Consider the following 26,722-nt stretch of genomic DNA (forward strand, 5'->3'; position numbering starts at 1 on the left):
GCCCTCGACGTCGAGGTGGTTCGTCGGCTCGTCGAGGAACAGGACGTCCCAGTCGCCGACCAGCAGCCGGGCGAGCGCGACGCGGCGCCGCTGCCCACCACTCAGGTCGTCGACCGACGCCTCCCACGGGATGTCGGACACGAGGCCGCCGATGATGTCGCGGATCTTCGGGTCGCCGGCCCACTCGTGCTCGGCCAGGTCGCCCACGACGACGGTGCCGACGGTCTCGCCCGCGGGCAGGATGTCGCGCTGGTCGAGGTACCCGACCGTCAGCCCGCGGCGGTGCGTGACGCGGCCGCCGTCCGGTTCGAGGCGCTGGGACAGCAGGGCGAGGAGCGTCGACTTGCCGTCGCCGTTGCGGCCGACCACGCCGATCCGGTCCCCCTCGTCGATGCCGAGGGTGACGTTGTCGAAGACGACCTTGGTGGGGAACTCGAGATGGAGGTTCTCGGCGCCGAGGAGATGAGCCACCCGTCAAGGGTAGGCGGCGCGCGGGGGTGCGTGGTGCGTGTGCGGGGGTGGGGTGCGGTGCGGTGCGGTGCGGACCGAGTCGGAACGACAAGTCCGCTGTCGTGCGACACCGGCGTTGTCGTTCCGAGTCCGGTCACGTCGTGCAGACGGGCGGCGAGCACCGGCCTGGAGGCGCGGGTCAGCTCCCAGGGGTCGGCTCGCCTTCGCCGGCAGCCTCCTTGGCACGGCGCAGTCGCGCCTGGGCCTCCCAGTACTCGATCTCACGCTCGAGCTCGGCGAGCTCCTGCTCCGTGCCGGTCACGCGCTTGTCACCGTGGGCCGCGCGGGCGTGACCGAGACTCGCGTACTGGTCCTCGTGACGCCTGGGCTCGATGTAACGGCCGTGGTTCCGGTCGCCCTGGCTCCAGTCGTGCCCGACGGCGAACCACACGATGCTGCCGACGACGGGCAGGAAGATGCAGATCAGGATCCACGCGAACTTCGGCAGGCCCCGGACCTGATCGTCGCTCTTCGTGATGATGTCGATCAGGGCGAAGACCAGCAGGACGATCGACGCCCCGTACAGCAGCACGCTCATGAGCAGCGAGTCTATGGATCGCCTACGAACCTGCGCTACGCCCCGAACGCGTGCCGCGGTTGCGATCCGGCAACGGTCTGCTGCGCGGTCAGGTGGACTCCGAGTCGAGGTACCGCCGCGCGAGCAAGACCTCGCGAAAGGCGTGGGTGCCGGCGACGCCCCAGAGCGCCGCGACAGCTGTGTACATCGGCCACAGGTCGGCACCCGAGACCGCGAGCGCGGTCCACAGCAGGAACGGAGCGCACGCGGCCGGGAGCGTCCGTCCTCGTGCTTGCTGCACCGCGGCGGCACGGACCACGTCGAGGCGGTCGTCTGGCACGGGACTGCGCCGGCGGATCGCTCTTGAGACTGCGGACTGCTCACGCGTGAGGAGACCCTTGATGACAGCCTGCCGTTCGGGGTGGCGCGCACCGTCGACGACGGTTCGGATGACCTCGACGATGACGACCGCCAGGCCGACGACCGCGCCGACCATCGCGGTCACCCACCTCCCGACTTCCTCCGGGTCGAACGACAACGCAACGACCACGAGGACGAGCTCTGCTGCCGCGAGCACGCCCAACGCAAGCGGGACAGAAGCCCGGCGTTGCACATCGCTCTCGAGGATGCGGTGCGCCTGCTCGGCGGCCTGCGTCCAGCGCCACTCGGCGGCTGCTGCGGTGTCGGTCATCGCCTCCGACCCAACCACACGGCGTGAGGATCCGTCAGAGGGCGGCGACCCACTCGTCGGAACCGTCGGTGAACTGCTGGCGCTTCCAGATCGGCACCCGCTCCTTCACCAGGTCGATGAGGGCCCCGCAGGCAGCGAAGGCCTCGGCCCGGTGCGGGGACGACACCGCGGCGGCGAGCGCCACGTCCCCGACACCGAGCGCCCCCACGCGGTGCAGCACCGCGATGCGGACCTCGGGGTGGGCGTCGGCGATGGTCCGGGCCACCTCGCTGATGACGGCACCGGCGCTCGGGTGCCGTTCGTACTCGAGCGCGGTGACGCCCTTGCCGCCGTCGTGGTCACGGACGACCCCGGCGAAGGTGACGACGGCGCCGTCCTGGTCGGTGGCGACGACGGCCGAGACCTCGTTCGCGGAGATCGACCGGTCGACGACGTCGGCGACCACGACACGGTCGTGCGCAGCTGCGCCCGTCACGAAGCGCTCCGCGGCGCGTGCCCCTCGCCCGACACCTGCGCCAGCACGTGGTCGAGCAGCCCGTCGAGGACGGCGAGCCCGTCCGCGACGCCGCCGCGCGACCCGGGCAACGTGACGAGGAGTGCGCCGCCGCTCGCGACCCCGGCCACACCGCGGCTGAGGAGCGCGGTCGGACCAGCGCCGGCGAGCCCGCGACGACGGATCTCCTCGGTGATGCCGGGCAGGTCGAGGTCGATGAGCGGTGCGACGGCCTCGGGTGTGCGGTCGGTCGGGGTGACGCCGGTGCCGCCCGTGGTGATCACGACGCGGGCATCGGCGATCAGTTCGCCGGCGACGGTGTCGGCGATCGGACCGCCGTCCGGCACGATGAGCGGCTCCGCCACGGTGAAGTCGTGTTCCCGGAGCCAGCCCGCGATGACCGGCCCGGTTCGGTCGAGCGCGGGGTCGGCGGCGGCCTGGGTCGACACGACGACGACGGCCGCACGGCCCCTGGTCGGTTGCGAGGTCATCGGTTGCTCCAGTCTCCGGAACGACCGCCGTGCTTCTCGAGCACCCGGACGTCCGTGATCGTGGCCGTCCGGTCGACGGCCTTCACCATGTCGTACACGGTCAGCGCCGCGACGCTCGCGCCGGTCAGGGCCTCCATCTCGACGCCCGTGCGGGAGGTCGTGCGGACCGACACCTCGACGACCACGCGGTCGTCGTCGCCGGTGATGTCGACCTCGACCCCCGCGATCGGCAGCGGGTGGCAGAGCGGGATGAGGTCGGAGGTCTTCTTCACCGCCATGATCGCCGCGATCCGCGCGGTGCCGATCACCTCGCCCTTCGGCAGCGAGCCGTCGAGGATGCGGGCGACGACGTCCGGCCGGGTGACGAGGGTCGCCGTCGCGGTCGCCGAACGGGCGGTGACGTCCTTCTCGGAGACGTCCACCATGTGCGCACTGCCGTCGGCGCGGACGTGCGAGAGCGCATCGGGGGCGGGTGCTGGTTCGGTCAACGGAGGCTCCAGACGGTCAGCGGGTCACCGGGCTCCACCGTGGCGGTGCCGATCGGGACGTGGACGAGGTGCGTGGCGGTGGCGTAGTGCGCGAGCAGGTGCGAGCTGGGACCGCCGACGAAGTGCACACGGCCGTCCTCGACCCGGCCGCGCCGGACCTGGTGCTTGCCCCCCGGTGAAGTCGCGGTGTCGGCTGCAGGCAGGACCTCGGCCACACGGTCGTCGGGGAGCCCGGCGTCGGCCGCCAGCGGCGGGCGCAGGAACACCTCGAAGGACACGAGCGCCGACACGGGGTTGCCGGGGAAGGACACCACCGGGATCGGACGGCCGGCGAGTTCCACGGTGCCGAACGCCTGCGGGCCACCGGGCTGCATCGCGACCGGTGTCACCGCGAGCCCGCGGGGTTCGAGGGCCTGACGCACGACCTCGTACGCCCCGGCACTGATGCCACCCGTGGTGAGCACGAGGTCGGCCCAGTCCCCCACGGCCTCGTCGAGCGCGGCGACGAACGTCGCGTCGTCGTCCGGCACCCGGACGGACCGTGAGACCGCCCCGACCTCTGCGAGCGCCGCCCGCAGCGCGATGCCGTTCGCGTCGCCGATCGTGGCGTCACCGGCACCCTGGAGTTCGGACCCGGTGGACACGACGAGGACGCGGAGCTGGCGGACCAGGTCGACCGTCGTGACCCCGGCGGCGGCGAGCGTGCCGAGCAACGCGGGGGTCACGGCAGCGCCGGCCGGAGCGAGTTCGCCCCCGCTCGGCAGGTCGGTGCCGGTCGCCCGGACGAAGGTCCCCGCTGCGAGGTCGTCGGGCACGGTGACCTGGTCGAGCGCCAACGCCGCAGGGAACGCTCCGACCGCTGTGGCCTCGACCGGGAACACCGCGTCGGCGCCGAGCGGGATGCGCGCTCCGGTCATGATCGGCGCCGCGGTACCGAGCTCCAGCGCCGGCGGCATCGCCCCCGCCGGGATCGGGGCGACCACCCGGAGCGCGCGTCCGGCCTCAGCGGCGCGGACGGCGAAGCCGTCCATCTGACTGTTGTCGAACGGCGGGAGGGGAACCGGTGCGACGACGGCCCGTCCGAGCACGCGGCGACCCCGTCCGGCGCCGGCGCTGGTCGCCAGGTCGTCGATCTCCCGTGCCTCCAGGCCGGAACGCCGTCTGCCGGACAGGACCGGTGCGACGAGGGCCGCGATCTCGTCGCGGTGCTGACCGATCGTTCGCACGTGTGCCTCCGAACAGGTGAGAAGTGCCCGCTCCCGGTTCGTCCGGGGGCGGTTTCAGTAGCGTAACGAGCGCGCAGAACGCGCCGAGGACCATTCGGAGGACCTGTGGAGAACGACGTGACCACGACCGGAGCTGTGGACGAGACGCGCATCGGGGTGATCGGGGGCTCGGGCCTCTACGAGCTGTTCGAGGCCGGCACCGCGGACGAGATCGACGTCGACACCCCGTTCGGCCCCACGTCGAGTCCCATCAGCATCGGCACGATGGCGGGCAAGCGCGTCGCGTTCCTCACCCGTCACGGCCGCGCGCACTCCGTCGCCCCGCACCGCATCAACCACCGGGCGAACCTGTGGGCCCTGCGCTCGCTCGGCGTCCGCGCCGTGGTGTCGTCGAGCGCCGTCGGCGGCCTGCACCCCGACTACGCACCGGGGACCTTCGTGGTGACCGACCAGCTCATCGACCGGACCTGGGGCCGCGCGGACACCTTCTTCGAGGACGCCGTCCAGCACCTGTCGTTCGCCGACCCGTTCGACCCGGTGCTCCGTCGTGTCGCGGTCGACGCGCTCGCGCAGCTCGACGTGCCGTTCCGCCCGACTGGTACCTGCGTGGTGATCCAGGGGCCGCGGTTCTCGACCCGTGCGGAGTCCGTGTGGATGCGCGAGGCCGGAGGCCACACGATCAACATGACGATGACGCCCGAGGTCCCGCTCGCCGCGGAGCTCGGCATCGGCACGGTGAACCTGTCGTTCGTGACCGATGCGGACGCCGGCCTGGCCCCGACCGAGGACGAGGCAGCGGCAGCCGGCGAGGCCCCGGTCACGCACGCGCTCGTGATGGAGCGCCTGGCCCGAGCGAACGAGGTCATCGTCCGCGCGATCGGCTCGATCGTCGGCGCGATCCCGGACGACTACAGGCCGCGCGAGCTCGTCCCGGCCGAGGCCAGCGCGAGCGCGCTGGCGACCCCGGGAGCCAACGCGTGACCCGCCTGCTCGTCACCGGCGGCGCAGGGTTCATCGGTTCCGCGATCGTCCGTCGCGCCCGTGCCGACGGGTACGACGTCCGGGTGCTCGACTCCCTCCGCGACGACGTGCACGGCGACCCCGCCGAGATCGTCACCGCGCACCAGCAGCAGGGCATCGAGTTCGTGCACGGCGACGTCCGGGACCGGGTCGCCCTCGACGCCGCCCTCGACGGGGTCGACGTCGTCTGCCACCAGGCCGCCAAGGTCGGCCTCGGTGTCGACTTCCAGGACGCCCCGGACTACGTGTCCTCGAACGACGCCGGCACCGCGCACGTGCTCGCCGGCATGGACCGCCACGGCATCGGCCGTCTAGTGGTCGCGAGCTCGATGGTCGTCTACGGCGAGGGCGCGTACACGACGGCGTCGGGCACCCCCGTCCGACCGCCGGCACGTCGCCGCGAAGACCTCGACGCCGGACGCTTCGACCCGATCGGCGAGGACGGCCAGCCGCTCCTACCGGGCCTGATCGACGAGTCCGCCGCCCTCGACCCGCGCAACGTGTACGCGCAGACGAAGGTCGCGCAGGAACACCTCGCGTCGTCGTGGGCCCGCGCCACCGGCGGTCGCGCGATCGCTCTCCGCTACCACAACGTCTACGGTCCGGGGATGCCGGCGAACACCCCCTACGCCGGTGTCGCGTCCCTGTTCCGCTCGGCGCTGGCCCGCGGCGAGGCCCCTCGCGTGTTCGAGGACGGCCGGCAGCGCCGCGACTTCGTGCACGTCGCGGACGTCGCCGGAGCGAACGCTGCGTCCATCGCCGCGACCGCCGAGCAGCCGTCCGAGTCCTTCCGCGCGTACAACGTCGGCTCCGGCGTCGTGCACACCATCGGCGAGATGGCCGCCGCGATCGCCGGACCCGATGGCCCGCAGCCGGTCGTGACGGGCGAGTACCGACTGGGCGACGTCCGGCACGTCACGGCCTCGTCGGACCGGATCGCGTCCGAGCTCGGCTGGCGAGCCGAGGTCGACTTCGAGCGCGGCATGCGCGAGTTCGCGACCGCGCCGCTGCGCGCCGCCGTGCTGTAGCGGACCCGGTGGGCGGACTGCCGCGCTGGTCGCAACCGCCTGGAGGCGCGTTGCCGGTCCCGCAGACCGGCACCGCGCCTCCAGGCGGTCACGTCGCGTCCCCGCACTGACCGACGCGCCTGTCCCCCGTTCGCGGGTCGCAGCAGACCGAGAGTGCGCGGAACGTCCAGCGGGGGACACCGAACCTGTACCCCGCCGGACTGTTACGTGTTGTGTCGTAGGCATGGATCGACAGCCGGCCGACGAGACCGACCGCACCGACGCGGCGACACACGCGGAGGGCGCCGCGACCAGTCGATCCGGCGCCCGGCACCGAATGGATGCCATGAACGTCGACGTGATCCTGCCCTGTCTCGACGAGGCGGACGCCCTCCCCGAGGTCCTGGGCAGACTCCCCCGCGGCTACCGCGCGATCGTCGTCGACAACGGCTCCACCGACGGTTCAGCCGACGTCGCCCGCGCACACGGCGCGACGGTGGTCACCGAACCCGTCAAGGGCTTCGGCTCGGCATGTGCCGCTGGCGTCGCCGCTGCGACGGCCGAGTACGTCGCGTTCTGCGACGCCGACGCCTCGATGGACCCCGCCGAACTCGTCCCGCTCGTCGCACGCGTCGCGACCGGGCACACCGACCTCGCGCTCGGCCGACGCGTTCCGACCACCCCCGGCGCCTGGGCGCCACACGCACGCTTCGCGAACCGTGTCCTCGCCGTGCTCATGCACCGCGCGACCGGCTACCGCCTCCGCGACCTCGGTCCGATGCGCGTCATGCGTCGCGAGGACCTCGTCGCACTCGACCTCCGCGACCGTCGCAGCGGGTACCCGCTCGAGATGGTCCTGGCCGCGCACGCGGCGGGCTGGCGCGTCGACGAGTCCGACATCGGGTACGCGCAGCGCATCGGCGACAGCAAGGTCACGGGCACGCTCCGCGGCACGGTCAACGCTGTCAAGGACATGTCACGTCTCCTGCGTCGGTACCGCCTGGAGGCACGACGCACCATGGGCGCACCGGCTCCCGTCCGCCAGGCGGCCGGTCCGGTCGAGACAGCTGATCCGGTCGAGACGGCCGGTCCGGTCGGATCGGCCGCGACCGAGGGGGTCCGGTCGTGATCGACATCACCGTGGCCGTGGTCGCCAAGGAGTGCCTGCCGGGCAAGGTGAAGACCCGGCTCACGCCGGCACTCACCCCGTCGGGGGCGGCGCGGGTCGCTGCCGCCAGCCTCGCGGACACGCTCGCCACCGTTGCTGCACTCCCCGCCGCCCGCCGCGTGCTGTTCTTCGACGGCGACGTCCTCCCTGACGGCGCCGACGACTTCGACGTGCTGCTCCAGCCCGGTGGTGGCCTCGACGAGCGGCTCGGGTTCCTCTTCGACGCGATCGACGGCCCCCTGCTGCTCGTCGGCATGGACACGCCCCAGGTCTCCGCCGAGGCGCTCGCCCCGCTGTTCGACGACCCCGAGCGGGACGCCTGGTTCGGACCCGCTGAGGACGGGGGCTTCTGGTCGCTGTACCTGCGCGAGCCGACCGGGGACCTGCTGCGCGGCGTGCCGATGTCGCAGGACGACACGGGTGCGGTCCAGTTCGCTCGACTGACGGACGCCGGGCTCGACGTGGGCACGCTCGAAACCCTGCTCGACGTCGACACCGTGCCCGATGCCGAGCGCGTCGCCGAACTCGTGCCGGACTCCCGGTTCGCGCGGGCGCTGCAGGCGGAGGAGTCCTCGGCCGGGTCGTCGTCCGCTCCGTCTTCGTTCGCCCGGTCTTCGTTCACCACAACCGGAGGGACTCGCTCATGACCATGGAAGCCCCCGTGTCCTTCGGCGCCGGTGGCGGCGAGCCGTACGCCCGAGCCCTCCGCACCGACGGCCGGATCCGACTCACCGACACCTCGCGCCCGGGTTCCGCCGTGACGCTCGACGTCGGACGGTGGAGCGCCGCCGCCGACCGGGTCGACCGATCGCTGCTCGACGGCGTCGACGGTCCCGTGATCGACATCGGTTGCGGTCCGGGCCGGATGCTCGTCGCCGCACGGACCCTCGGGATCCCGGCGCTCGGCGTGGACGTCTCCGCCGATGCCGTCGCGATCGCGCAGCGCTCCGGTGGCACGGCACTGCAGGGGTCCGTCTTCGACGAGGTCCCCGACGAGGGCCACTGGGACACCGCGCTCGTCATCGACGGGAACATCGGCATCGGCGGCGACCCCGCAGCACTGCTCGCCCGCTGCGCCGAGATCGTCCGGGTCGGTGGACGCATCGTCGTCGAGACCCACGTCGACCGGAGCGCCGACCGGGTCTACACCGCCCGCGTCGTGGACGCCGACGGCCACCAGAGCGAGGGGTTCCCCTGGGCCGAGGTCGGTGTCGACGCACTGCTCGACCACGCCGAGTCGGTGGGCCTCGTCGCCCGACAGAGCTGGACCGCGAGCGGCCGGACGTTCTGCGAGCTCGTCGCCTGAGGTTTCCTTTCTTTGCATCATGCAAAAGAACACGGTAGGCTCAACGTCATCAGGCCGACGGAGTCGTGGTCGCCGGCCCGGTGACCGACGACCCTCGGCACGACGACGAGGAGCACCCATGCAGAACCGTCAGAACCCCCTGGGCGGCGCCTACGTGACCGGCCTCGAAGCACGCGACGAGATCGGTGGCTACGCGGTCGACGCGGCATGGCGACCGGTCGGCAGCTACACCGGAACCGGCATCGGGCGTGCGCTCGGTCGGTTCGTCGACACGCAGTTCCGTCGGCCCGGCACGGCGACGTCCTCGACGCGCACGGCGACCGGGTCGCTGCGCACGGCGACGGGATCGTTCCGTACCGCCTGACGTACTCCCCCAGACCGCGAGCGGTCGTCCGACCCGGGTCGTCCCCCCTTTCGACCCGGTGTGGGCGGCCGCTCGCTCCGTGCTCACCAGTCGACTTGTGGCCCCCATGGCTGGCGCTTCGCCATCGGATGCTGGATGAGGTGCGGCGACCACTTGTCGGGATGACGCTGCGCCCACTCGAGTGCGCGCAGGAATCGAGCCTGCGTGGACGGTGCGCAGTCCCCGAGCCATCCCGACGGTTCGTCGTTGTAGGGAAACTCCCACATGAGAAACCGATGGGCGACCCCCTCGCCGAGATCGATGCGGTCGATGGTCGCTCGATCTCCGCACGGATCCTCCTGTCGATCGTCGCCCTCCCAGACGATTCCCGCGTTGTCGAGCGCGTCCGTGAACGCATCCCACGTCGGAGCCGCTGGCGCGTGTTCCAGCGCGACTTCGTCGAGGTGGGCGAACAATTCACTCCGCACCGCCGCACGCCGCTGCCAGGAGTCAGCAGTCACGAGCGCCCGGACCACCTGATCGTGGTCGCCGAAACAGGCAATCGTCACGGCGTCTGGTTCGACGGACTCCGTGACGGGATCATCGAGTCCGAGCGCCCACGCCAGGACCTCTTGCCGGGAACGAGACTCGAAACGATCATCCTCACGGCGCAAGCGCACGGCGACCCCGGATCGGTCGCCCTGCAGCGCTTCCACCCCGAGGACATCCTCGGCGGGAGGCAAGAGTGCCTCGACCTGCCGGATCAAGGCCTCAGCAACTTCCTTTCCTTCCACGACGGCAACGACGCCCTCGAACTCGGATGAAGGGTTGAGCTCCGCGGGGAAGCTCCGATGAACCACCGGGTTCGCCGTGGTGTCTCGATAGCGCAGCCAGACATGCTCCCCGGCCCGCAACAGTGCACTCCAAAGGTTCGGAACAGCGAGAGCGAAGAGTGCTCGCTGACAAACAACTCGAGGCGGAGCAGGTACCGCTCTTCTCGCCCAATCCGACAGGAGGTTGCCGTCCGCGAACCCGTGTTCATCCGTGATGGACGCTGCGTCCAACGCGACCGGGCCGAGCTGGTCGGCCGCTGCCATGAGCTGTGCTGACGTCATTCCGCCATCGCCTCCTTTGTTCGGCCGCACTCCTTTGGCCTGCACCATCGACACCCACGTGCTCCACTGCAAGGACACGCGCGCTGGAACAGTGCAGAGTCTGCCGTTGAATCCATCAGCGCTCGGCGTCTCGACGTTCGCCCGGCTGCTTACACATCGGCAGCGTCGAGCGCGTTGATGCGTTGGACGAGACGGTCGACCCAACCGAGAGCGCTCACCTGCGCATCGACCTCCGGCCGGAAGCCACTACTCATCGACTCCAACAATTCCACCACGTCAGCCTCCGAGCACGTTTCCCGCATCTGGAGCAACTCGGGCAAGAGCGCTCTCCTGGTCGCAGGGAAACCGTCGAGGGCTTCGGACAGGACCTCGTCAACCGAAGACCACTCGTCCTTCCAATCCTGGTTGAAGGCGCCACCCATGAGCGCATCAAAGCCGGGGTACTCGGGGGACGCGTCCAAGTGATTCACTTCTTCTCGATCTGCGGCGATCGGCCGCTCATCGACGGCGAACCACGCCGACCCGGTGCGGACGGCCCCTGACCGCAGATCATCATCGGTCACCGCGGGGCTCCCGGGTCGAAGTCACTGAGCCGCCGTTCAACTCGCTCGGCCACCGTTCTCAGCCACACGTCGAGCGCGTACGCCACCACCTCATTTGCTCGCTCGACGCTCGGGAAGTAGGACTCGCCGGTCCGGAGGCTATGCATCATCAGACCGCGTCGACCTTCTGACGACGGTGCGATCGGAGAACGTTAGGCATGACTATCCCCGCAGTCTCCGCGCGACGGTGAGCAGCCACTCTCGGCCGCTCACACCAAGGTCTGAGTGCGGGCGGATGCCGGTTTGACTCGCGCGGATGACGTCATCGACCTCATCCTCCGAACGAGTCGCGACGAACGCCTCGATCTGCTCTGCTCGCGCCAGGCGCGCGACGAGCGGCTCGTCATCGAGGATGTCTTCGTAGACTTCCTCGACACGGTCGTAGTCTTCCCGCCAGTCCTGGTTGAAGACCGCGCCGAGGAGGTTTCGGACAAGCGGGTACTCGCGCAGCTCAGCTTGATAATCCAGTGTCATCCACTCGTTCTCGGGGTTGCCAAGGTGTAGCTCCTGTACACCTCGTACCAGGGCGGTACCTTCGTCGCCTGGAGCAGGACCTGCGCTCTGAACCACTCGGAACTCCGCGGTCATGCTTTCGTTCGACGCCGTAAGGGTGCGCCATGAGTTCTCTTCAATCAGGAGGCGACCCCCGCACGACCCCGCGGGCAGCTTCAAGCCAGGCGCGAACATCTCCACCAAAATCGCGTCGGAAGTCGATGTCAACATTGAAGGAGAGGAAAAATCCCTCGACGTCCTCCGTCGTCGGAAGCGCCGCAAGGAGTCCATCGATTTCGCGCACGATCGCTTCTCGCTCCGCCAGCGGGCGGTATGCGAAGGCCAGTTCCAACGTCTCGTCCGCCGAACGATCCTCGTACCAACCTTGGTAGAAAAGGCCCCCGATGACGTTGGCCATTCGCGGAGCCCTACGAGCTAGGGTCTGACTGTCCATTATTTTACCGTTCCATCCGGATAGGCACTGACGATACGGAAGCCAGCCGAGTCGTCTGGAATGCGAACGACCACCACGCGGAGCGCGCGAATCTCGGGATTCCAAATCCCATTGACTTCACCATATCCAATTGGATCATCAAAGCGCATGGTCCGATCAAAGACTGGAGCTCCGCGATTCAGCCAGCTCTGAATTTCTGCACGATTCTTTTCAAGGTAGTCGCCGACGAGTGAATTCACCTGCTCCACACCCCCAGAGAACACGGTGTGGTTGGGCTTCGGCGAATTTCGTATCTCCTCGGGCGTAAAATGTTCTCCAGTTTGCGGGTTGACGATATGTCGCGATGCGACATGCCCACCGGCTGCATCGACTCCCTGCACGCCGCCCGTCCTGGCGAATGAGTCCGGATCGAATCTCGGGCCGAGAAGACCGGACTCCGGGTGCGCCGCTTTGTACGCCCCGACCTCCACATTGAACATCCGATCGAAGGCACTCCCAGCCCCCGCCGCGCCCTGGTCTTCACGAAGGACCCGTTGGATGAGATCGTCCATAGCGTCGACATCGGAATCGGACGCACCTGACCTGAGCCAATGCTCGACATCGGATCGAAGTGCGCGCTGTCCGATTCGATCCAGATCGCCGAGGATCTTCTCGGCCCGACCCGCACGCCCTGCCCAACCTTCGGGCCCGAGGAAACTCGTCCCCACCGCCGATGCCGCCGCTCCGGCCGCGATGCCCGGGTGCTCGCGTGCGTCCTTCCACCAGTCCTGCGCCGCGTCACCCATCGCACCGAGTGTCTGCCCTGCCTGGCCTTTCGGGTTCACCGCCGCGTCGAGCCATGCCATCGGGTCCACGAGCAGGCTGAACGCGACAGCGCCGTCGGCGGCGCCCTTCCACGCCGACCCGAGGTTGCCCCAGCTCCAATCGCCGCTGTTGTCCCAGCCACCCAAGTGCAGGAGGCCGCTCAGGGTCTTCAGCAGATCGTCCTTGAAGCCGTCTTCGAACTGCTCGGCCCACGTCTTTCCCTCGGCTGTCCCCACGCGCGACCAGGGCAGGTCGACGCCCCGGGCATTGAGGTCGCTTTCGGAAGGCGCCTTGAAAGCCTTCTTGACGGACGCGCCCGCAGCCTTCTTGATCGCGAGGGCGCACTCCGCCTGCGCCGCCTGCAACAACGCGACCTGTTCGTTGATCCGCTGGATCAGCTGGTCGTTCTCGTACCGGGTGCCGACGTCCTCGTACCACGGCACCGTCTTCGACTGCGGTTTGGGCTTCTCCGGCTGGTACGCGTTCCAGGATCCGGACACCGGCGCTTCGGCTTTCGGTGTGAAGGCGGACTCGAACCGTGGGACGCCGTGCTCGACCTTCGCGACGAACGCAGCAGCCTCCACCCGCAGCTCGTCGAGCTTGCGCTTCGGATCGGCCGCGGCCGACGCGTAGGTCTCGAGCGCCGAAGCGACCTTCCGCGCGACGGTTCCGATCGTGTGGACGTCATCGGTCACGGGGTCCATCAGGGCGAACACCTGCTCGGACTCCGGTGACTCGTACACGCCGGACAGCCGCTGCCACTTCGCCGGCAGGTCGTCGGCGACGGTCTTCATCGACTGGCCGCCGGACTTGATCGTGCCGGCGCCGGAGGACACGACCGCCAAGTCGAGGTCCGCACCGGGGATGCCGTCCGGATCGACCAATCCGTGGTCGCCGTACCCGACGCCGCTCACCGTCGCGCCTCCGCCGCTCGGATGAAGAACGACACGTCGTGACTCTCGTGCGCCGACAGCCCGGCGCGCTGCGCGTTCGCTGCCATCTCGAGGTCCCCAGCGCGGTAGGCGTCGACGGCGTTCGTCACGCCCTGGACCCCGCCGATCAGCCGGTACGTGACCTGGTCGACGTCGTCCTGCGTCTTCGTCAGGAACGCGCCCAGTGCCTCGTTCACGATGTCGCCCGCTCCGCCCGCGACCTCGGCCACACCGCCCTGCACCGACTGCAGTGCGCTCGCGGTGCCGTTCACCGAAGCGCTCACGTCGTTCATCACGGATTCGACCCCCGCCGGATCGATCCGCCAGCCCGCTGCACTCATCACTGTCCCCCCGTACGGGTGCCATCGTGGCGGAGCCCGCCACGCTCTCGCAAGTCCTCGGGATGCACGGCATCCGCTTGCAGATCCCGCAGCCCGCTGGCCAGCGCCGCGGCGTCGGACCAACGATCCCGTTCCGTGCCGTCGAACCAGAAGACGACTCCCGGAGACGGACTGACGCCGATCGTGTGGCCACCGAGGGCCTCGGCCGCGTCCGCCAAGCCACGAGTGCGCGTCTCGCGCGCTCCGGAGAACAGACCGAGCGGGGCCGGCGGCCCCGCGATCGCCGTGTCGACGACGCCGTCGACGCGCCCACGACTGGTCGAGAACTGTGCCGACTGCGGGTGGCGACCGAGCATGACGGACTGGAGGCCCGCCTCCAGGCCGTCTCGGACCGCGCGGAGATCGTCGGTCGGCTCCGGCAACGCGACCATGCACCGGAGCGTCTCGACGACGGACCGAGGGCCACGCTGGACGGTGAGCACCCCGCCGACTGCGCGCGATCCCGTGCCGGTCACGACGAAGGAGGCGTTACGAGGGGATCGGCGCTCGGCCATCGCCGTCAGGCGGGCCGGCGCGAGTGCGGACGAGCCCTCGGCGAGACTGAACGCGAGCTCCGTCCCGAACGAACGCTCGATGAACCGCGCGGGCGTCGCGGCGAGCACCAGTCCTGCGTGTGCGGCGTGCTCGATCGTCAGGTCGACGTGCAACCGCAAGCCTGTCGGTCCAGGCTCCACGGTGCTCGGGTCCTCCGGCGCCCAGCGGAACCCGTGCGCTGCCAGCAGGTGCAGCGCCGCCCAGGACACGACCGCGCCGCTCACCGTGTGCAGCGTCGCCCCGTCGCCGGCCTGCACCTCGGCGAGCAGCGCTGCGTCGGCGCGGATCACGTCCCCCATGCACTCCACCCTAGCCCCGGCCGGTGACATGCCGGATACCGCGGTCCCGCTGGCGACTGCACACCGCGACGACGAGTGCGCACGGTCCACCGCGCGCAGATGTCGTCAGCGTGCGCACAAGCGCGCACCCCGCACCCCGCGCCCACACCCGCACCGCCGCCCCGCACGCGCACCCCGACGCGACCCTGAGCGCCCCGAGCCCCGCGATGCCAGGATGGACCCATGAACGACCGCGCCGGCACCCCCGCCACTGCAGACGACCTCGTCGACCTCGACGCCCTCATCGCCGCGTACCACGAGCGCGTGCCGGACGTCTCGGTCCCCGAGCAGAAGGTCGTGTTCGGCACCTCGGGCCACCGTGGCTCGTCCCTGGACTCCGCGTTCAACGACACCCACATCGCCGCGATCACGCAGGCGATCGTCGAGTACCGCAACTCGCAGGGCACCGACGGCCCGCTGTTCATCGGGCGCGACACCCACGCCCTGTCTGGTCCGGCGGAGCGGACGGCGCTCGAGGTCCTGGCCGCGAACGGCGTGCACGTGCTGGCCGACAGCGAGAACGGGTACGTGCCGACGCCGGCGCTGAGCCACGCGATCATCGCCTACAACAAGGCCGGCCACAGCGACACGGCGGACGGCATCGTGATCACGCCGAGCCACAACCCGCCCCGCGACGGCGGCTTCAAGTACAACCCGCCGCACGGCGGCCCGGCCGACAGCGACGCGACGAGCTGGATCGCCGACCGCGCGAACGCGATCATCGCGGGCGGGAACGCCGAGGTGCAGCGCACCGAGCAGGCCTCGCCGGACCGGTACGACTTCCTCGGGAACTACGTCGCCGACCTCGAGAACATCATCGACATCGACGCGATCAAGCGTGCGGGCGTGACGATCGGCGCGGACCCGCTCGGTGGCGCATCGCTGCCGTACTGGAACCGCATCCGCGACCACTACGGCCTCGACCTGACCGTGGTGAACCCGGACGTCGACCCGACGTGGTCGTTCATGACGCTCGACTGGGACGGCAAGATCCGGATGGACCCGTCGAGCGCGAGCGCGATGGCGTCCGTCGTGGCACGGAAGGACGAGTTCGACGTCCTGACCGGCAACGACGCGGACTCCGACCGACACGGCATCGTCACGCCCGACGGCGGCCTGATGAACCCGAACCACTACCTCGCCGTGGCGATCGAGTACCTCTACGCGCACCGTCCGGCCTGGCGCGAGGACGCCGCCATCGGCAAGACCCTGGTGTCGTCGAGCATCATCGACAAGGTCGCGGAGTCGCTCGGCCGGCGCCTGTGGGAGGTCCCGGTCGGCTTCAAGTGGTTCGTCCCCGGACTGATCGACGGCTCGGTGGCGTTCGGCGGCGAGGAGTCCGCGGGGGCGTCGTTCCTCCGCAAGGACGGCACGGCGTGGACGACCGACAAGGACGGCATCATCCTGGCGCTCCTCGCGTCGGAGATCATCGCCGTCACGGGCAAGACCCCGTCGCAGCTGTACGACGAGCTGACCGAGCGCTTCGGCGACCCCGTGTACCAGCGTGTCGACGCGGCGGCCAGCAAGGACCAGAAGGCACGCCTGTCGAAGCTCGACGGCGACGCCATCACCGCGGAGACCCTCGCGGGCGACCCGATCACCGCGAAGCTGTCGAAGGCCCCGGGCAACGACGCGGCGGTCGGCGGCGTGAAGGTCGTGACCGACAAGGCGTGGTTCGCGGCCCGGCCGTCCGGCACCGAGGACGTCTACAAGATCTACGCCGAGAGCTTCGTCGGGCAGGAGCACCTCGAACAGGTGCAGCGCGAGGCCAAGGAGATCGTGGACGCCGCCCTCGGCGCCTGACACCGCCGCGCGCATGGGATGGTTCGGACGGAAGAAGCCCGAGGGTTCGGCTCCGACGCTGGTCGTCCTCGCACAACAGGCCCTCGCCGAGCGCGGCATGGAGACCACCGTCGAGGTCCTGCCCGGTGAGCACGCTCGCCTGGTGGGCACCGACGGGCGGGTCTTCCTGCTCGAGAACCTGGCGTCGCAGGTGCACGGCGAGCCCCCGGCCGTGCAGGCCGACCTGGTGGCCGACCACTTCGACCGGATGATCCAGGCGTACAGCGAACCCGCGCCGGAGGAACTTGACGCCGACGAACTCCGCACCCGGATCCGGACGCGGATCCTGTCGGAGCACAGCGGGACCCCGTCGGACCCCGCCGACCTGTCGTACGCGCGGCCCTTCGCCCCCGGGCTCGTCCTCGGCCTGTGCGTCGACTACCCGACGATGGTGAGCACCCTCTCGGCGTCGTCCCTCCCGAGGCTCGCGCTCGGCATCGACGAGCTCTTCGCCATCGGCCAGCTCAACACCGACGACGAACCGGTGGACGGGCACGCCGAGATCGCTCCCGGGGTGTTCGTGGTCGAGGGTGAGTCGCTGTTCGTGGCGTCGAAGGCGGTGAACCTGCCCGCGTTGTTCGGTGCCGCCCCGTTCGGCACCGTGTTCGCGATCCCGCACCGGCACCTGCTGCTCGCGGCGCCGATCCGCGACGCGGACAGCATCCAGGCGGTGCAGACGCTCGCGGGGATGCTGCTGCAGGTCCTCACCAGCACGGACCGGGCGCTGCCGGGCGGGCAGCTCAGTCCGCTGCTGTTCTTCTCGCGGAACGGGCAGGTCAGCGCGGTGTCCGGCTTCGACGAGGACACCGGCGCGATGCGGATCGAGATCGACGAACGCTTCCAGACGGCCCTGGAACAGGCCGCCGAAGGCTAGTCGGTAGCCAGCGCCAGCTCGCAGAACATCGCGTCCGCCCACGAGAACCACGGCCGGGAGAACTGCGTCGGGTCGTCGACGTCGAACGACTCGTGCATGTCCCCGGTCCCGGCGTCGGTCGCCACGAGCAGGTCGAGCAACTCGCGGCGCCGTGCGGACGACGTCGAGACGAGCCCCTCGACCGCGAGCGCGATCGGCCACACCCGTCGCGGCAGCGTGTGCGGGCTCCCGATCCCGGACGCGACCGAGCCGGAGTACCAGTACGGGTTGGCCGGCGAGGTCACGAACGACCGGGTCGCCTCCCACACCGAGCGATCCACGACGTCAGGGGCGTCGAGCGGCAGGGACAGCAGCGACGGGGTGTTCGCGTCGTCCATCAGCAGAACCCCGCCGAGACCGTCCACCTCGTACGCGTACACGGGAGCGCCGTCCGGTCCCGGGACGATCCCGTGCCGGGCGACCCCGTCAAGGATCGCCGTCCGGAGCGCGTCCGCGTCGGCAGCGAGTCCGTCGTCGTCCCACACCGACCGCGCGATCGCCGCGATCGCGAGCAGTGCCTGCGCCGCGAACAGGTTCGCCGGGACGTTGTACCCGTACGTGCACGCGTCGTCGGACGGTCGGAAGCCGCTCCAGGTCATCCCCGTGACGGCCACCGGGGTGCCGCGGCCGTCCCGCGCGAGGGTCTCGGTCGCGATCGCCCCGGGTCGCACGAAGCGGTACGGCGAGCGGTCGTGGTCCTGCTCCGTCGTCCACTGGTCGACGATCGTCCGGAACACCCGCCGGGCCCGGTCGTCGAGCACGGCGGTCGACCCGGTGGCACGCCAGAGCGCGTGCGCGAAGGTCACCGGGTAGGCCAGGCTGTCGACCTCGTACTTCTGCTCCCAGACGAGCGGGTCGGCGTTCAGGTCGTGGTCGTCGTAGTGCGCACCGTTCGGTTCGCGGTTGAACGAGTTCGCGTACGGGTCGTGCTCGATGAGCCGGAACTGCCGTGCGACCACCGCCCACAGCACGTCGGCGAGCGCCGGGGACTCCCCCACGAGTCGCAGGTACGGGGTCATCTGCGTCGTCGAGTCGCGCAGCCACATCGCCGGGATGTCACCGGTGATGACGAACGCGCCGTCGTCGTCCACGGTGATCGTGTCGGTGAGGGTCCGGCGGAGCGCGCGTTCGACACGGTCACCGATCTCCGTCCCCAGCACGGTGCGGACACGGTCTGCCGCAGCGCGCACGGTGCGGGCGATCTCGTCGTCGAGCGTCGTCGTCATCCCACCCACGCTACGGCCCCGTCCTCGTCGGTGACGCGAAGACGCACCGCGTCCGGCGGCGGGTCGAGCACGTCGTCCGTCCAGCAGTCCACCTCGAGGGGGCGCACCGTCGGACGGAGGTCGTCGCCCCACGTCCCGAGGGCGGCGCGCCCGAGCGGGAACCCGGCCGTGACCGCGCGGCCGGCCGGCACGTCGAGCGTCACCAGGGCGAGCACGACCCGCCGTCGCGGCCGGACACCGGGCTCGCGGCGCCGCCCCCAGAGCGGCACCGACACCCGTCTCGGCACGTCCGACGTGTTCGTGACGGTCACCGGGACGGTCACCCGGTCTCCGGCCTGGAGGCGCGACACCGTGATCACGTGCGTCACCGCGCCGAGTCCCACCTCCACTGCCCGCCCCGGCCCCGGCAGGCCGGTCACGGCGTTCGGTGCGGCGACGTCGACGTAGCCGCGGGCGGTCTCGAGCCGCTCGTCGTGGGCGGCCGGCTGCACGCCGTCGGCGCCGGGCCACGTCGCCGGGAGTCGTCCCTCCGCCGCCGCCCCGAAGAGCACGTCGACGATCGCCGTGCCGCCGGTCGGCCCGGGGAACGGCACCACCAGGACGGCGTCCGCGAGCGCCCGGACCTCGGTGAGGACCCGGGGACGACCGTCCACCACGACCGCGACGACGGGCCGTCCGGCGTCCCGCGCTCGACGCAACAGCGCGAGTTGCGGGTCCGGGACGGCCACCGAGGCGAGATCGACCCCCTCGCCGTTCGTGGTGTCCGGGTCGGGCCCGCTCACGGCGCCGTTGTCCTCGAACCCGTCGTCGTAGGTGCGTCGGCTCGACCCGCCGAGCACGACGACGACGGCGTCCACGCCCGCGAGTGCTGCCGCGACCGCGTCCGCGGCGTCCGGCAGGGGGTGTCGGAGCCGACTGCCTGCGGTGTGGCGGACCCTGCCGGGGCCGAGCCGTGCCTCCAGGGCGGAGCGGACCGTGGACGTGCCGGGGTCGACCGGCCGTCGCGGTGGCGAGTAGTCGCCCAGCAGCGCGTCGACGTCGTCGGCGTTCGGACCGAGCAGCGCGACGGTCACGTCCGACGCGAGCGGGAGCACGCCGGTGTCGACGGCGACGACGGACCTGCGGGCCGCATGCTCGGCGAGGGTCGCCGTCGCGCGCTCGCGGGCGGAGTCGTGGGAGACGGGGACCGGGTGCGCGCCGAGCAGTCCGACCCGTTCCTTGAGCGCCAGCACGCGGTCGACGGCGCGGTCGAGGTCGGCGAGCGCGACGAGCCCGCGCTCGAGCGCCTCGTCGAGGTGCGTGTACGCGTCGTCCCACAGGCTCAGGTCGACGCCGGCCCGGAGCGCCACCGCGGCTGCGGTCGCCGGGTCCGGCGTCGTGTCACGGAGCCGGTCGATCGCGGTGCCGTCCGCCATGACGATGCCGTCCCACCCCCACCCGTCGCGGATGGTGGTGGTGAGCAGGTCGCGGTTGCCGCAGCAGGGGACCCCGTCGACGTCGTTGTAGGCGGCCATGAACCCGGCGACGTGCTCCTCGGCAGCGGCGAACGCGGGCGGCAGGTGGACCTCGGCGAGCTCCCGGCGGCCGATCGGTGCTCCGGAGCCGTTCCGACCGCCGATCCCCGCTCCCTGACCGGCGAGGTGCTTCGCGACGACGGCGACGTGCCGGTCGTCGATCGGCCCGCCACCGGCGCCCTGCATGCCGCGGACCGTGGCGCGCACCATGATCGCGGCGAGTGCGGCGTCCTCCGACCAGCACTCCTCGGCGCGGCCCCAGCGGGCGTCGCGGAGGACGTCGAGGCCGGACACCAACGCGACGTGGGTGCCGCGGGCGCGGACCTCGGCGGCGACCGCTGCGGCGAGTTCCTCGACGAGGTCGGCGTCCATCGCGGCTCCGAGCGCGAGGTTCACGGGGAGGGTGGTGGCACCGAGCGCCTGCAGTCCGTGCGGGACCTCCTCGACGAACAGGGTCGGGACACCGCCGTCGCTGTGCGCCACCACGTACTCCTGCACCGCCGCGTACGCCTCGGCCGAGCGCTCGGGCGGGATCCCGTTGCCCCAGTGCACGCCCGACCACGGGTCCGCACGGAGCACGCCGTAGACGGCTCCGACCGCGCCCCACCGGTCGACCTCGGCGCGGAGGACGTCGGTGATGCGCGGTCGGCCGTCGACCCAGCGCACGGCCTCCCAGCCCTTGAGCCGCTGGTTCACCTGACCGATCCGGGCCCGGACGTCGAGGTCGCTGGCGGAGACGGTCATCCCTTGATCGCCCCGGAGACGAGGGCCTTCTGCATCTGTCGCTGCAGGATCGTGTAGACGAGGTAGACCGGCAGCAGCGTGAAGAGGGTGCCGGCCATCAGCATCCCGTAGTCCGTCCCCGCGTCGACCTTGAGTGTCGGCAACGCCACCTGGATCGTGCGCTGCGCGGTGTCCGGTCCGATGAGGACGAGGGCGTAGAGGTACTCGTTCCAGAACGACAGGAAGTTGAGCAGGAGCACCGTGGCGATGCCGGGGATGCAGATCGGCAGGTAGACCTGACGCATCACCTGCCAGGCCGAGGCGCCGTCCATCGACGCGGCTTCCTCGAGTTCGCGCGGGATCGTCCGCATGAACTGCGTGAGGATGACGATCGCCAGGGGCATCGCCGTCGCGGGCAGGAGCAGCACGAGGAACGTCCGGGTGTGGAAGAGCCCCATGGTGGCGGCCAGCAGGAACGTCGGGAACAGCGCGGCGAAGGACGGGATGAGGAACCCGAGCGAGAACAGTCCCTCGACGACCTTGCCGGCGCGGCCGGTGGCCCGGGCGAGGGCGAACGACGCCGGCAACGCCAGCAGCAGCGTGAGCGCGAGGGCGGCGACGGTGGTGAGCACCGAGTTCGCGATCGCCGGGCCGAGGGATGCCTGCCGGATCGCGCCGACGAAGTTGTCGAGGTCCCACGACGCCGGCAACGCCAGTGGGGACTCGAAGATGCCGTCGTTGTCCTTGAAGGACGAGACGACGAAGTAGTAGAAGGGCAGGATCAGCAGTGCAGCGTAGATCCAGGCGACGGTCCCGCTGGTGATCGAGCCGATCCGGTCGCGGAGCTTCGTGCCGACGGGCGCTTTGGCCATGGTGGTCTCCCTGGTCGGTGCTGGTCAGTGCGTCTTGCGCAGGACGCGACGGATGATGAACATGCCCACGAGGCCGAAGACGAACAGGACCACGCCGACGGCCTGGCTGTAGCCGAGGTCGGTGTCGACGAACGCCTTCTGGTACACGAGGTACGACAGGGTGGTGGTCGCCGTCCCCGGTCCGCCCTGGGTCAGCAGCAGGACGTTCTGCGCCGAGCTGAAGAGCATCGACAGGAACTGCAGCATCGCGACGACCCCGATGAAGTCCCGGGCGATCGGCCAGTACACGCCCCACGCCAGGCGCCAGGATCCGGCACCGTCCATCCGGGCCGCCTGGACGACCTCGCCGTCGACACCGTCGAGCCGGCTCGCGATGAGGACCGCCGAGTAGCCGATGCCAGCCCAGAGGTCGACGACGATGAGGGCGCCGAGCGCCGTGGCGGGATCGGCCAGCCAGGCCTTGCCGCCGATCCCCAGCGTCTCGAGGACTCCGTTCACGAGGCCGTCGGGGTTGAGCATCGCGTAGAACATCATGGCGGTCGCCGGGGCCGAGATGAGCGCGGGGATGAACAGCAGGTAGCGGAGGACCCGGTGGCCGCGGGGCTTCTGCACCACGTGGAAGGCGAGCAGGAACGCGAGCACGATCATGATCGGCAGACCGATCACGATCTGGACCGTGCTGTTCCGGACCGCCGCCCAGAACGTCTCGTCGGAGAACAGCACCCGGAAGTTGTCGAGACCGGCGAACGTCGGCGTGACGAGCATGCCGGGCCAACTGAGGAACGCGATGACGATCATCGCGACGACCGGGCCGATCATGAAGACGCCGTACCAGGCGAGGGCCGGGATCGCGAACGTCGGGAAGCTGCCCCGGGCGGTGCCGACGGCCGGGCGACGACGGGACGGGCGCGGTGGGGTACCGGCGGACCGGACGGGTGGTTCCTCGACGAGCACTGCCATGGGGAGCTCCTTCTCGGGCGGGGTGGTCAGGCGGCCGTGTAGGCGCGCTCGAAGAGGTCGATGATGCGGTCGGCGGAGGTCCCGCTGCCGTAGGCGAGCGACGTCGCACGGATCATCGGCTCGTACGCCGAGTCGGGCACGAGCAGATCGGGCAGCATCACCGGGGTGACCTGGTCGTCGGTGAGCTTCGACGCCTGGGCCACGAGCGGGAAGTCACGGCTGACGGTCTCGGTGATGCGGCTCATGTCCCGGCCGGAGTCGAGGACGAACTCGCTCGTGACCGCGGCGGAGTAGAGGTACTGCACGAACGGCTTGATGAGGTCGAGCTTGTCCCGGCCGTTCTCGCTGATCCAGATGCCGTGCCCGTTGTAGCTCTTGATGACGCTCGGGTGCGTGATCGCGGCGTGCTCGGACGGCACCGGCCAGCCGCCGACCGTGACCTCCTCCGCTCGTTCCTTCGACACGAGCGCGAGCGCCGACGACATCGCCGGCACGATGGCCGCCTTGCGGGTGGTGAACTGCGTGAGCTCGGAGTCCGACGTGAAGCCCTGCACCGAGTCGACGAAGACCCCGGCGTCGCGGAGCTCGACGAAGTGCTGCACGCCGCGGACCGCTCCGGCACTCTCCGAGATCTTCCCGGTCGAGAAGACGGTGGCGGCCTCGTCCTGGGAGACGAACCCCTGGATGATCTGCATGAGGAGCTTCTGTCCGCTCCAGTCCGAGCCGCCGACGGTCACGGGGCCGATACCGGCAGCACGCAACCGGTCGGCCGCGGCGATGAGCTGGTCGGAGGTGGTCGGGATCTCGCTCACTCCGGCCTGCTCGAGGAGCGCGGTGTTGAACGACACGGGCCAGTTCGTCCGGGTGAAGGGGAACGCGCGGACCCGGCCCTCGGGATCGGTCCACTCGTCGATCGCCTCGGGGATGATCAGGTCGCGCAGCCCCCAGTCGTCGAGGTACTGGTTCACCGGGACGGTCGCGTGCTCCCCCGTCCACGACAGCGTGCGCCCGACCATGTTCACGATGGCGACGTCCGCTTCCTTGCCGGCGAGCGAACTGGTCTCGAAGACGATCGGCAGGTCCGAGCCGTTCGACAACAGGGCCACCCGGCGGTCGGTGCGGCGTCGGTAGGCCGCAACGACGTCCGTGAACGTCTGCGCCCCGGCGACCGCGCCGCTCAACTGGGTGTGGACGCTGAGCGTCCCGGGTCCGCTCGAGGCCGGCGTGAGTGCGCTGCACCCGGCGAGGATCGGCGCGAGGAGCCCGGCGCCGAGGCCGGCTCCGAGGAGGGTGCGCCTGCTGATGCCGTCCGTCACGGTGCCTCCCTGGCAGTGGTCGGTGGAGCGGTTCGCGATGCGTTTGGTACAGCGGTGTACTTCAGGTGACGAGCAACGTATACCGCTTTACACGAATGGGTCAACCCTCTACGCTCGACGGCATGAGCGACACCACCGCCGGCGCCGTCGACCGTCGCCGCGTCACCATCGCGCAGGTCGCCAAGCGCGCCGGGGTCTCCACGTCGGCGGTCTCGCACGTCTTCAACGGACGCCCGAACGTCTCCGCCGCGACCGCGGCCCGCATCCGCAAGGCGGCCGACGACCTGAACTGGCGCCCGAACCTCGCGAGCCGGAAGCTCTCCGGCAGCGCAGGACGGAGTCTCGGTCTCGTGCTCGCACGCTCGCGGGACACCTTCCAGCGCGACCCGTTCACGATGCGCCTGATCGCCGGCCTCACCGAGCCGCTCGCCGCGATCGGCTGGTCACTCTCGATGACGCTGGTGCGCGCCGAGGACGAAGCCGAGGTGTACCGACAGTGGTGGACCGAGCAGCGGGTCGACGGGTTCCTGCTCGTCGACGTCCGCACCGACGACCCGCGCACCTCGCTGCTGCAGCACCTCTCCGCCCCCGCGGTGATGCTCGGCGCACCCGTCCCGGGCAGCACGATCCCCGCGGTCACCGTCGGGGACGCCGACGCGACCGAGGCACTGCTCGACCACCTCGGTGCGCTCGGCCACCGGCGGATCGCCCGCGTCGGCGACGGGCCGACACTCGCGCACACGAGCGCCCGCGACGCCCGCTTCACCGCGGCGGCGGACCGACGCGGAGTGGACGCCCTCGTGCTCGACTGGCGCGCCCACAGCGAGGATCCGGTCGCCGACCTGCTCGGACGGCTCGACGGCGCGACCGCGATCGTCCTGGACGGCGAGGCGATCGCCGCCGAGGTGATCGCACACGCACCCGAACTCGGCGTCCGCGTGCCGGAGGACCTGTCCGTCGTCGCGTGGGAGGACTCGTGGGTCTCCTCGATCGTCCGCCCGACGCTCACCGCGCTGGACGCCCCGGTCGAGGAGTCCGCCCGCACCGCGGTCGCACTCGTCGAACGACTCGTCCGCGGCGAGGACGTCGCCGACGCCGAGGTGAGCGGCCGAGCCCTGCACGTCCGTGGGTCGACCGGCCCAGCACCCGCCGATGCCACCCCGACCGAGGGAGACCGATGACCATACCCACGCGCTTCGGCGTGAACTACGTGCCGTCGACCGACTGGATGTTCCAGTGGCAGGCGGTCGACGTCGACACCGTGCGCCGCGACCTCGAGGCGGTCGCGGGGCTCGGACTCGACCACGTCAGGCTGTTCCCGCTGTGGCCGACGCTCCAGCCGAACCGCACCCTGATCCGACGCCGGGCGCTCGACGACGTCGCCGCCGTGGTCGACGTGGCGGGCGAGTTCGGGTTGGACGCGAGTGTCGACGTGATCCAGGGGCACATGTCCGGATTCGACTTCGTCCCGGCGTGGCTCGTGAACTGGCACGACGGCAACATGTTCACGGACCAGCCGGCCATCGACGCGCAGGCAGCCCTCGTGTCCGCCGTCTACGACGCGGTCCGTGACCGGCCGAACTTCACGGGTCTGACGCTCGGCAACGAGGTCAACCAGTTCCAGCCGCCGAACCCCGCCGCGATGCCCGCCGACACCGCGCAGGTCACCCACTGGTTGCAGTCGTTGCTCGACGCACCGCGGGACAAGGACCCCCGCCACGTCGTCACGCACAGCGAGAACGACCACCTCTGGTACCGGGACGGCCACCCGTTCGTCCCGACGCACGCCAGCCGGCTCGGGGACGTCACGACCGTGCACTCGTGGATCTTCAACGGGGTGGCGGGTCGGTACGGGGCGCTCTCCGGCGAATCGGTGCGGCACGCCGAATGGATGATCGAGCTGTCCCGCGCGTTCGCGACCGATGCCGAGCGACCGGTGTGGTTGCAGGAGGTCGGTGCACCGGACCGCCACCTCGCCGAGTCCGAGATGCCGGAGTTCCTCGAGCGGACGATCGCGGCAGCCCTCACCACCGAGCGGCTGCACGCGGTCACGTGGTGGTGCTCGCACGACGTCTCGCGTGACCTCGGTGACTTCAAGGACCTCGAGTACTCACTGGGGCTCCTCGACGTCGACAACCGGGTCAAGCCACTCGGACGCCGCTACGCCGAGGTCGTCGCCGACGCCCGCCGCGCCGCCCCGGCGCCGACGCCGCGCACGGCGGCCGTCGTCGTGGAGGTCGACGGCGACGACCTGCCACTGCACCGGTCGGACCTGGCACCGGGTGGGCCGGTCTTCGACCGGTGGCACGGGCTCCGCGCAGCAGGCGAGGCGGTCACGGTCGTCACCAGCCGGACGGCGGCCGACCCGGAGGCACTGGCAGCACGTGGCGTGACGCGCGTCGTCGAGGCCGCGGCGGTCTGACT

General features: G+C 70.8%; 29 protein-coding genes and 1 pseudogene. 11 read left to right on the plus strand and 19 right to left on the minus strand.

The window, feature by feature from the left end:
- Window positions 1-2 precede the first annotated feature (2 nt).
- The 7 genes and pseudogenes from FS532_RS19215 to FS532_RS14780 all read right to left on the minus strand — a co-directional run.
- Window positions 3-471, minus strand: a pseudogene (locus tag FS532_RS19215) (ATP-binding cassette domain-containing protein); the annotation flags it as partial.
- Window positions 472-649: 178 nt separating this feature from the next.
- The gene (locus tag FS532_RS14755) at window positions 650-1,048 is read right to left on the minus strand and encodes a PLD nuclease N-terminal domain-containing protein (RefSeq protein ID WP_079238199.1); all 399 of its coding nucleotides are present in this window, start codon (window positions 1,046-1,048) and stop codon (window positions 650-652) included.
- An 88-nt stretch (window positions 1,049-1,136) separates the two neighbouring features.
- The gene (locus FS532_RS14760; protein WP_144755945.1) at window positions 1,137-1,718 is read right to left on the minus strand and encodes a hypothetical protein; all 582 of its coding nucleotides are present in this window, start codon (window positions 1,716-1,718) and stop codon (window positions 1,137-1,139) included.
- Window positions 1,719-1,752: 34 nt separating this feature from the next.
- Window positions 1,753-2,193: a molybdenum cofactor biosynthesis protein MoaE gene (locus FS532_RS14765; protein ID WP_440130721.1), complete on the minus strand. Its 441-nt coding sequence runs from the start codon at window positions 2,191-2,193 to the stop codon at window positions 1,753-1,755.
- A complete protein-coding gene (locus FS532_RS14770) occupies window positions 2,190-2,702 on the minus strand; it encodes a MogA/MoaB family molybdenum cofactor biosynthesis protein (protein ID WP_144755948.1) in 513 nt (170 codons plus the stop codon). Before FS532_RS14770 ends, FS532_RS14765 begins: the two co-directional genes overlap by 4 nt.
- Complete coding sequence (moaC, locus tag FS532_RS14775; protein ID WP_144755951.1) at window positions 2,699-3,190, minus strand: cyclic pyranopterin monophosphate synthase MoaC; 492 nt, start codon at window positions 3,188-3,190, stop codon at window positions 2,699-2,701. Before moaC ends, FS532_RS14770 begins: the two co-directional genes overlap by 4 nt.
- Window positions 3,187-4,416 carry a molybdopterin molybdotransferase MoeA gene (locus tag FS532_RS14780; protein WP_144755954.1) on the minus strand — a complete coding sequence of 410 codons (1,230 nt, stop codon included), beginning with the start codon at window positions 4,414-4,416 and terminating at the stop codon, window positions 3,187-3,189. Before FS532_RS14780 ends, moaC begins: the two co-directional genes overlap by 4 nt.
- A gap of 117 nt (window positions 4,417-4,533) precedes the next feature.
- On the opposite strand from FS532_RS14780, the gene FS532_RS14785 reads away from it, so the two are divergent.
- From FS532_RS14785 to FS532_RS14815, 7 genes are all read left to right on the plus strand, one after another.
- Window positions 4,534-5,397: an MTAP family purine nucleoside phosphorylase gene (locus FS532_RS14785; protein WP_260852755.1), complete on the plus strand. Its 864-nt coding sequence runs from the start codon at window positions 4,534-4,536 to the stop codon at window positions 5,395-5,397.
- Complete coding sequence (locus tag FS532_RS14790) at window positions 5,394-6,464, plus strand: NAD-dependent epimerase/dehydratase family protein (RefSeq protein ID WP_144755957.1); 1,071 nt, start codon at window positions 5,394-5,396, stop codon at window positions 6,462-6,464. The genes FS532_RS14785 and FS532_RS14790 overlap by 4 nt, the downstream gene beginning before the upstream one ends.
- A gap of 325 nt (window positions 6,465-6,789) precedes the next feature.
- A complete protein-coding gene (locus FS532_RS14795) occupies window positions 6,790-7,572 on the plus strand; it encodes a glycosyltransferase family 2 protein (protein WP_313957249.1) in 783 nt (260 codons plus the stop codon).
- Window positions 7,569-8,258 carry a TIGR04282 family arsenosugar biosynthesis glycosyltransferase gene (locus FS532_RS14800; RefSeq protein ID WP_260852756.1) on the plus strand — a complete coding sequence of 230 codons (690 nt, stop codon included), beginning with the start codon at window positions 7,569-7,571 and terminating at the stop codon, window positions 8,256-8,258. Before FS532_RS14795 ends, FS532_RS14800 begins: the two co-directional genes overlap by 4 nt.
- Entirely contained in the window at window positions 8,255-8,917 is a 663-nt protein-coding gene (locus FS532_RS14805) for a class I SAM-dependent methyltransferase (protein ID WP_097180862.1), read from the plus strand. The genes FS532_RS14800 and FS532_RS14805 overlap by 4 nt, the downstream gene beginning before the upstream one ends.
- A gap of 118 nt (window positions 8,918-9,035) precedes the next feature.
- Window positions 9,036-9,281, plus strand: coding sequence for a hypothetical protein (locus tag FS532_RS14810; protein ID WP_144755960.1), 246 nt, complete (start codon window positions 9,036-9,038; stop codon window positions 9,279-9,281).
- Between the two features lie 275 nt (window positions 9,282-9,556).
- Entirely contained in the window at window positions 9,557-10,084 is a 528-nt protein-coding gene (locus FS532_RS14815; RefSeq protein WP_144755963.1) for a hypothetical protein, read from the plus strand.
- Window positions 10,085-10,524: 440 nt separating this feature from the next.
- Here the strand turns inward: FS532_RS14815 and FS532_RS14820 are convergent, their stop codons facing one another.
- From FS532_RS14820 to FS532_RS14845, 7 genes are read right to left on the minus strand one after another with little or no spacing between them, the layout of a single operon-like run.
- Window positions 10,525-10,938 (minus strand): contact-dependent growth inhibition system immunity protein, encoded by a 414-nt coding sequence (locus FS532_RS14820; protein WP_144755968.1) that lies wholly within the window; start codon window positions 10,936-10,938, stop codon window positions 10,525-10,527.
- On the minus strand, window positions 10,935-11,087 hold the full coding sequence (locus FS532_RS18730; protein WP_186322059.1) for a hypothetical protein: 153 nt from the start codon (window positions 11,085-11,087) through the stop codon (window positions 10,935-10,937). Before FS532_RS18730 ends, FS532_RS14820 begins: the two co-directional genes overlap by 4 nt.
- Window positions 11,088-11,139: 52 nt before the next feature.
- Window positions 11,140-11,565 carry a contact-dependent growth inhibition system immunity protein gene (locus FS532_RS14825; RefSeq protein ID WP_144755971.1) on the minus strand — a complete coding sequence of 142 codons (426 nt, stop codon included), beginning with the start codon at window positions 11,563-11,565 and terminating at the stop codon, window positions 11,140-11,142.
- A gap of 40 nt (window positions 11,566-11,605) precedes the next feature.
- Complete coding sequence (locus tag FS532_RS14830) at window positions 11,606-11,887, minus strand: hypothetical protein (protein WP_144755974.1); 282 nt, start codon at window positions 11,885-11,887, stop codon at window positions 11,606-11,608.
- Window positions 11,888-11,922: 35 nt separating this feature from the next.
- Window positions 11,923-13,641, minus strand: coding sequence for a hypothetical protein (locus tag FS532_RS14835; protein ID WP_144755977.1), 1,719 nt, complete (start codon window positions 13,639-13,641; stop codon window positions 11,923-11,925).
- Window positions 13,638-14,000 (minus strand): DUF6507 family protein, encoded by a 363-nt coding sequence (locus tag FS532_RS14840; RefSeq protein WP_260852757.1) that lies wholly within the window; start codon window positions 13,998-14,000, stop codon window positions 13,638-13,640. Before FS532_RS14840 ends, FS532_RS14835 begins: the two co-directional genes overlap by 4 nt.
- Complete coding sequence (locus FS532_RS14845; RefSeq protein ID WP_144755980.1) at window positions 14,000-14,893, minus strand: DUF6177 family protein; 894 nt, start codon at window positions 14,891-14,893, stop codon at window positions 14,000-14,002. Before FS532_RS14845 ends, FS532_RS14840 begins: the two co-directional genes overlap by 1 nt.
- A 222-nt stretch (window positions 14,894-15,115) precedes the next feature.
- Here FS532_RS14845 and pgm point away from each other — a divergent pair, with 222 nt between their 5' ends.
- Entirely contained in the window at window positions 15,116-16,735 is a 1,620-nt protein-coding gene (pgm, locus tag FS532_RS14850; protein WP_144755983.1) for a phosphoglucomutase (alpha-D-glucose-1,6-bisphosphate-dependent), read from the plus strand.
- Between the two features lie 13 nt (window positions 16,736-16,748).
- Complete coding sequence (locus tag FS532_RS14855) at window positions 16,749-17,648, plus strand: hypothetical protein (RefSeq protein ID WP_144755986.1); 900 nt, start codon at window positions 16,749-16,751, stop codon at window positions 17,646-17,648.
- Here the strand turns inward: FS532_RS14855 and FS532_RS14860 are convergent.
- The 5 genes from FS532_RS14860 to FS532_RS14880 are packed head-to-tail and all read right to left on the minus strand — an operon-like array spanning window position 17,645 to window position 24,298.
- On the minus strand, window positions 17,645-18,913 hold the full coding sequence (locus FS532_RS14860; RefSeq protein WP_144755989.1) for a glycoside hydrolase family 125 protein: 1,269 nt from the start codon (window positions 18,911-18,913) through the stop codon (window positions 17,645-17,647). The genes FS532_RS14855 and FS532_RS14860 overlap by 4 nt on opposite strands.
- On the minus strand, window positions 18,910-21,171 hold the full coding sequence (locus FS532_RS14865) for a glycoside hydrolase family 3 protein (RefSeq protein WP_144755993.1): 2,262 nt from the start codon (window positions 21,169-21,171) through the stop codon (window positions 18,910-18,912). The genes FS532_RS14860 and FS532_RS14865 overlap by 4 nt, the downstream gene beginning before the upstream one ends.
- Window positions 21,168-22,022, minus strand: a complete 855-nt coding sequence (locus FS532_RS14870) for a carbohydrate ABC transporter permease (protein ID WP_144755996.1) — start codon at window positions 22,020-22,022, stop codon at window positions 21,168-21,170. Before FS532_RS14870 ends, FS532_RS14865 begins: the two co-directional genes overlap by 4 nt.
- A gap of 24 nt (window positions 22,023-22,046) precedes the next feature.
- Window positions 22,047-22,982 carry a carbohydrate ABC transporter permease gene (locus tag FS532_RS14875; RefSeq protein ID WP_079238181.1) on the minus strand — a complete coding sequence of 312 codons (936 nt, stop codon included), beginning with the start codon at window positions 22,980-22,982 and terminating at the stop codon, window positions 22,047-22,049.
- Between the two features lie 26 nt (window positions 22,983-23,008).
- Window positions 23,009-24,298, minus strand: coding sequence for an ABC transporter substrate-binding protein (locus FS532_RS14880; RefSeq protein ID WP_144755999.1), 1,290 nt, complete (start codon window positions 24,296-24,298; stop codon window positions 23,009-23,011).
- 122 nt (window positions 24,299-24,420) lie between these two features.
- On the opposite strand from FS532_RS14880, the gene FS532_RS14885 reads away from it, so the two are divergent.
- Entirely contained in the window at window positions 24,421-25,479 is a 1,059-nt protein-coding gene (locus tag FS532_RS14885; protein WP_144756002.1) for a LacI family DNA-binding transcriptional regulator, read from the plus strand.
- A complete protein-coding gene (locus FS532_RS14890) occupies window positions 25,476-26,720 on the plus strand; it encodes a glycoside hydrolase 5 family protein (RefSeq protein WP_144756005.1) in 1,245 nt (414 codons plus the stop codon). The genes FS532_RS14885 and FS532_RS14890 overlap by 4 nt, the downstream gene beginning before the upstream one ends.
- The last annotated feature ends 2 nt before the right edge of the window (window positions 26,721-26,722 follow it).

This window comes from Curtobacterium pusillum, assembly GCF_007673235.1.
In the GTDB taxonomy this organism is placed as follows: domain Bacteria; phylum Actinomycetota; class Actinomycetes; order Actinomycetales; family Microbacteriaceae; genus Curtobacterium; species Curtobacterium pusillum_C.

Coding starts and splice junctions, on each gene's coding strand:
- FS532_RS14840 (WP_260852757.1), bottom strand. CDS start 14,000: ATGAGTGCAGCGGGCTGGCGGATCGATCCGGCGGGGGTCGAATCCGTG.
- FS532_RS14890 (WP_144756005.1), top strand. CDS start 25,476: ATGACCATACCCACGCGCTTCGGCGTGAACTACGTGCCGTCGACCGAC.
- FS532_RS14865 (WP_144755993.1), bottom strand. CDS start 21,171: ATGACCGTCTCCGCCAGCGACCTCGACGTCCGGGCCCGGATCGGTCAG.
- pgm (WP_144755983.1), top strand. CDS start 15,116: ATGAACGACCGCGCCGGCACCCCCGCCACTGCAGACGACCTCGTCGAC.
- FS532_RS14805 (WP_097180862.1), top strand. CDS start 8,255: ATGACCATGGAAGCCCCCGTGTCCTTCGGCGCCGGTGGCGGCGAGCCG.
- FS532_RS14860 (WP_144755989.1), bottom strand. CDS start 18,913: ATGACGACGACGCTCGACGACGAGATCGCCCGCACCGTGCGCGCTGCG.
- FS532_RS14795 (WP_313957249.1), top strand. CDS start 6,790: ATGAACGTCGACGTGATCCTGCCCTGTCTCGACGAGGCGGACGCCCTC.
- FS532_RS14760 (WP_144755945.1), bottom strand. CDS start 1,718: ATGACCGACACCGCAGCAGCCGCCGAGTGGCGCTGGACGCAGGCCGCC.
- FS532_RS14845 (WP_144755980.1), bottom strand. CDS start 14,893: ATGGGGGACGTGATCCGCGCCGACGCAGCGCTGCTCGCCGAGGTGCAG.
- FS532_RS14810 (WP_144755960.1), top strand. CDS start 9,036: ATGCAGAACCGTCAGAACCCCCTGGGCGGCGCCTACGTGACCGGCCTC.
- FS532_RS14830 (WP_144755974.1), bottom strand. CDS start 11,887: ATGGCCAACGTCATCGGGGGCCTTTTCTACCAAGGTTGGTACGAGGAT.
- FS532_RS14770 (WP_144755948.1), bottom strand. CDS start 2,702: ATGACCTCGCAACCGACCAGGGGCCGTGCGGCCGTCGTCGTCGTGTCG.
- FS532_RS14870 (WP_144755996.1), bottom strand. CDS start 22,022: ATGGCCAAAGCGCCCGTCGGCACGAAGCTCCGCGACCGGATCGGCTCG.
- FS532_RS14815 (WP_144755963.1), top strand. CDS start 9,557: ATGGGCGACCCCCTCGCCGAGATCGATGCGGTCGATGGTCGCTCGATC.
- FS532_RS14755 (WP_079238199.1), bottom strand. CDS start 1,048: ATGAGCGTGCTGCTGTACGGGGCGTCGATCGTCCTGCTGGTCTTCGCC.
- FS532_RS14825 (WP_144755971.1), bottom strand. CDS start 11,565: ATGACCGCGGAGTTCCGAGTGGTTCAGAGCGCAGGTCCTGCTCCAGGC.
- FS532_RS14875 (WP_079238181.1), bottom strand. CDS start 22,982: ATGGCAGTGCTCGTCGAGGAACCACCCGTCCGGTCCGCCGGTACCCCA.
- FS532_RS14885 (WP_144756002.1), top strand. CDS start 24,421: ATGAGCGACACCACCGCCGGCGCCGTCGACCGTCGCCGCGTCACCATC.
- FS532_RS14855 (WP_144755986.1), top strand. CDS start 16,749: ATGGGATGGTTCGGACGGAAGAAGCCCGAGGGTTCGGCTCCGACGCTG.
- FS532_RS18730 (WP_186322059.1), bottom strand. CDS start 11,087: ATGATGCATAGCCTCCGGACCGGCGAGTCCTACTTCCCGAGCGTCGAG.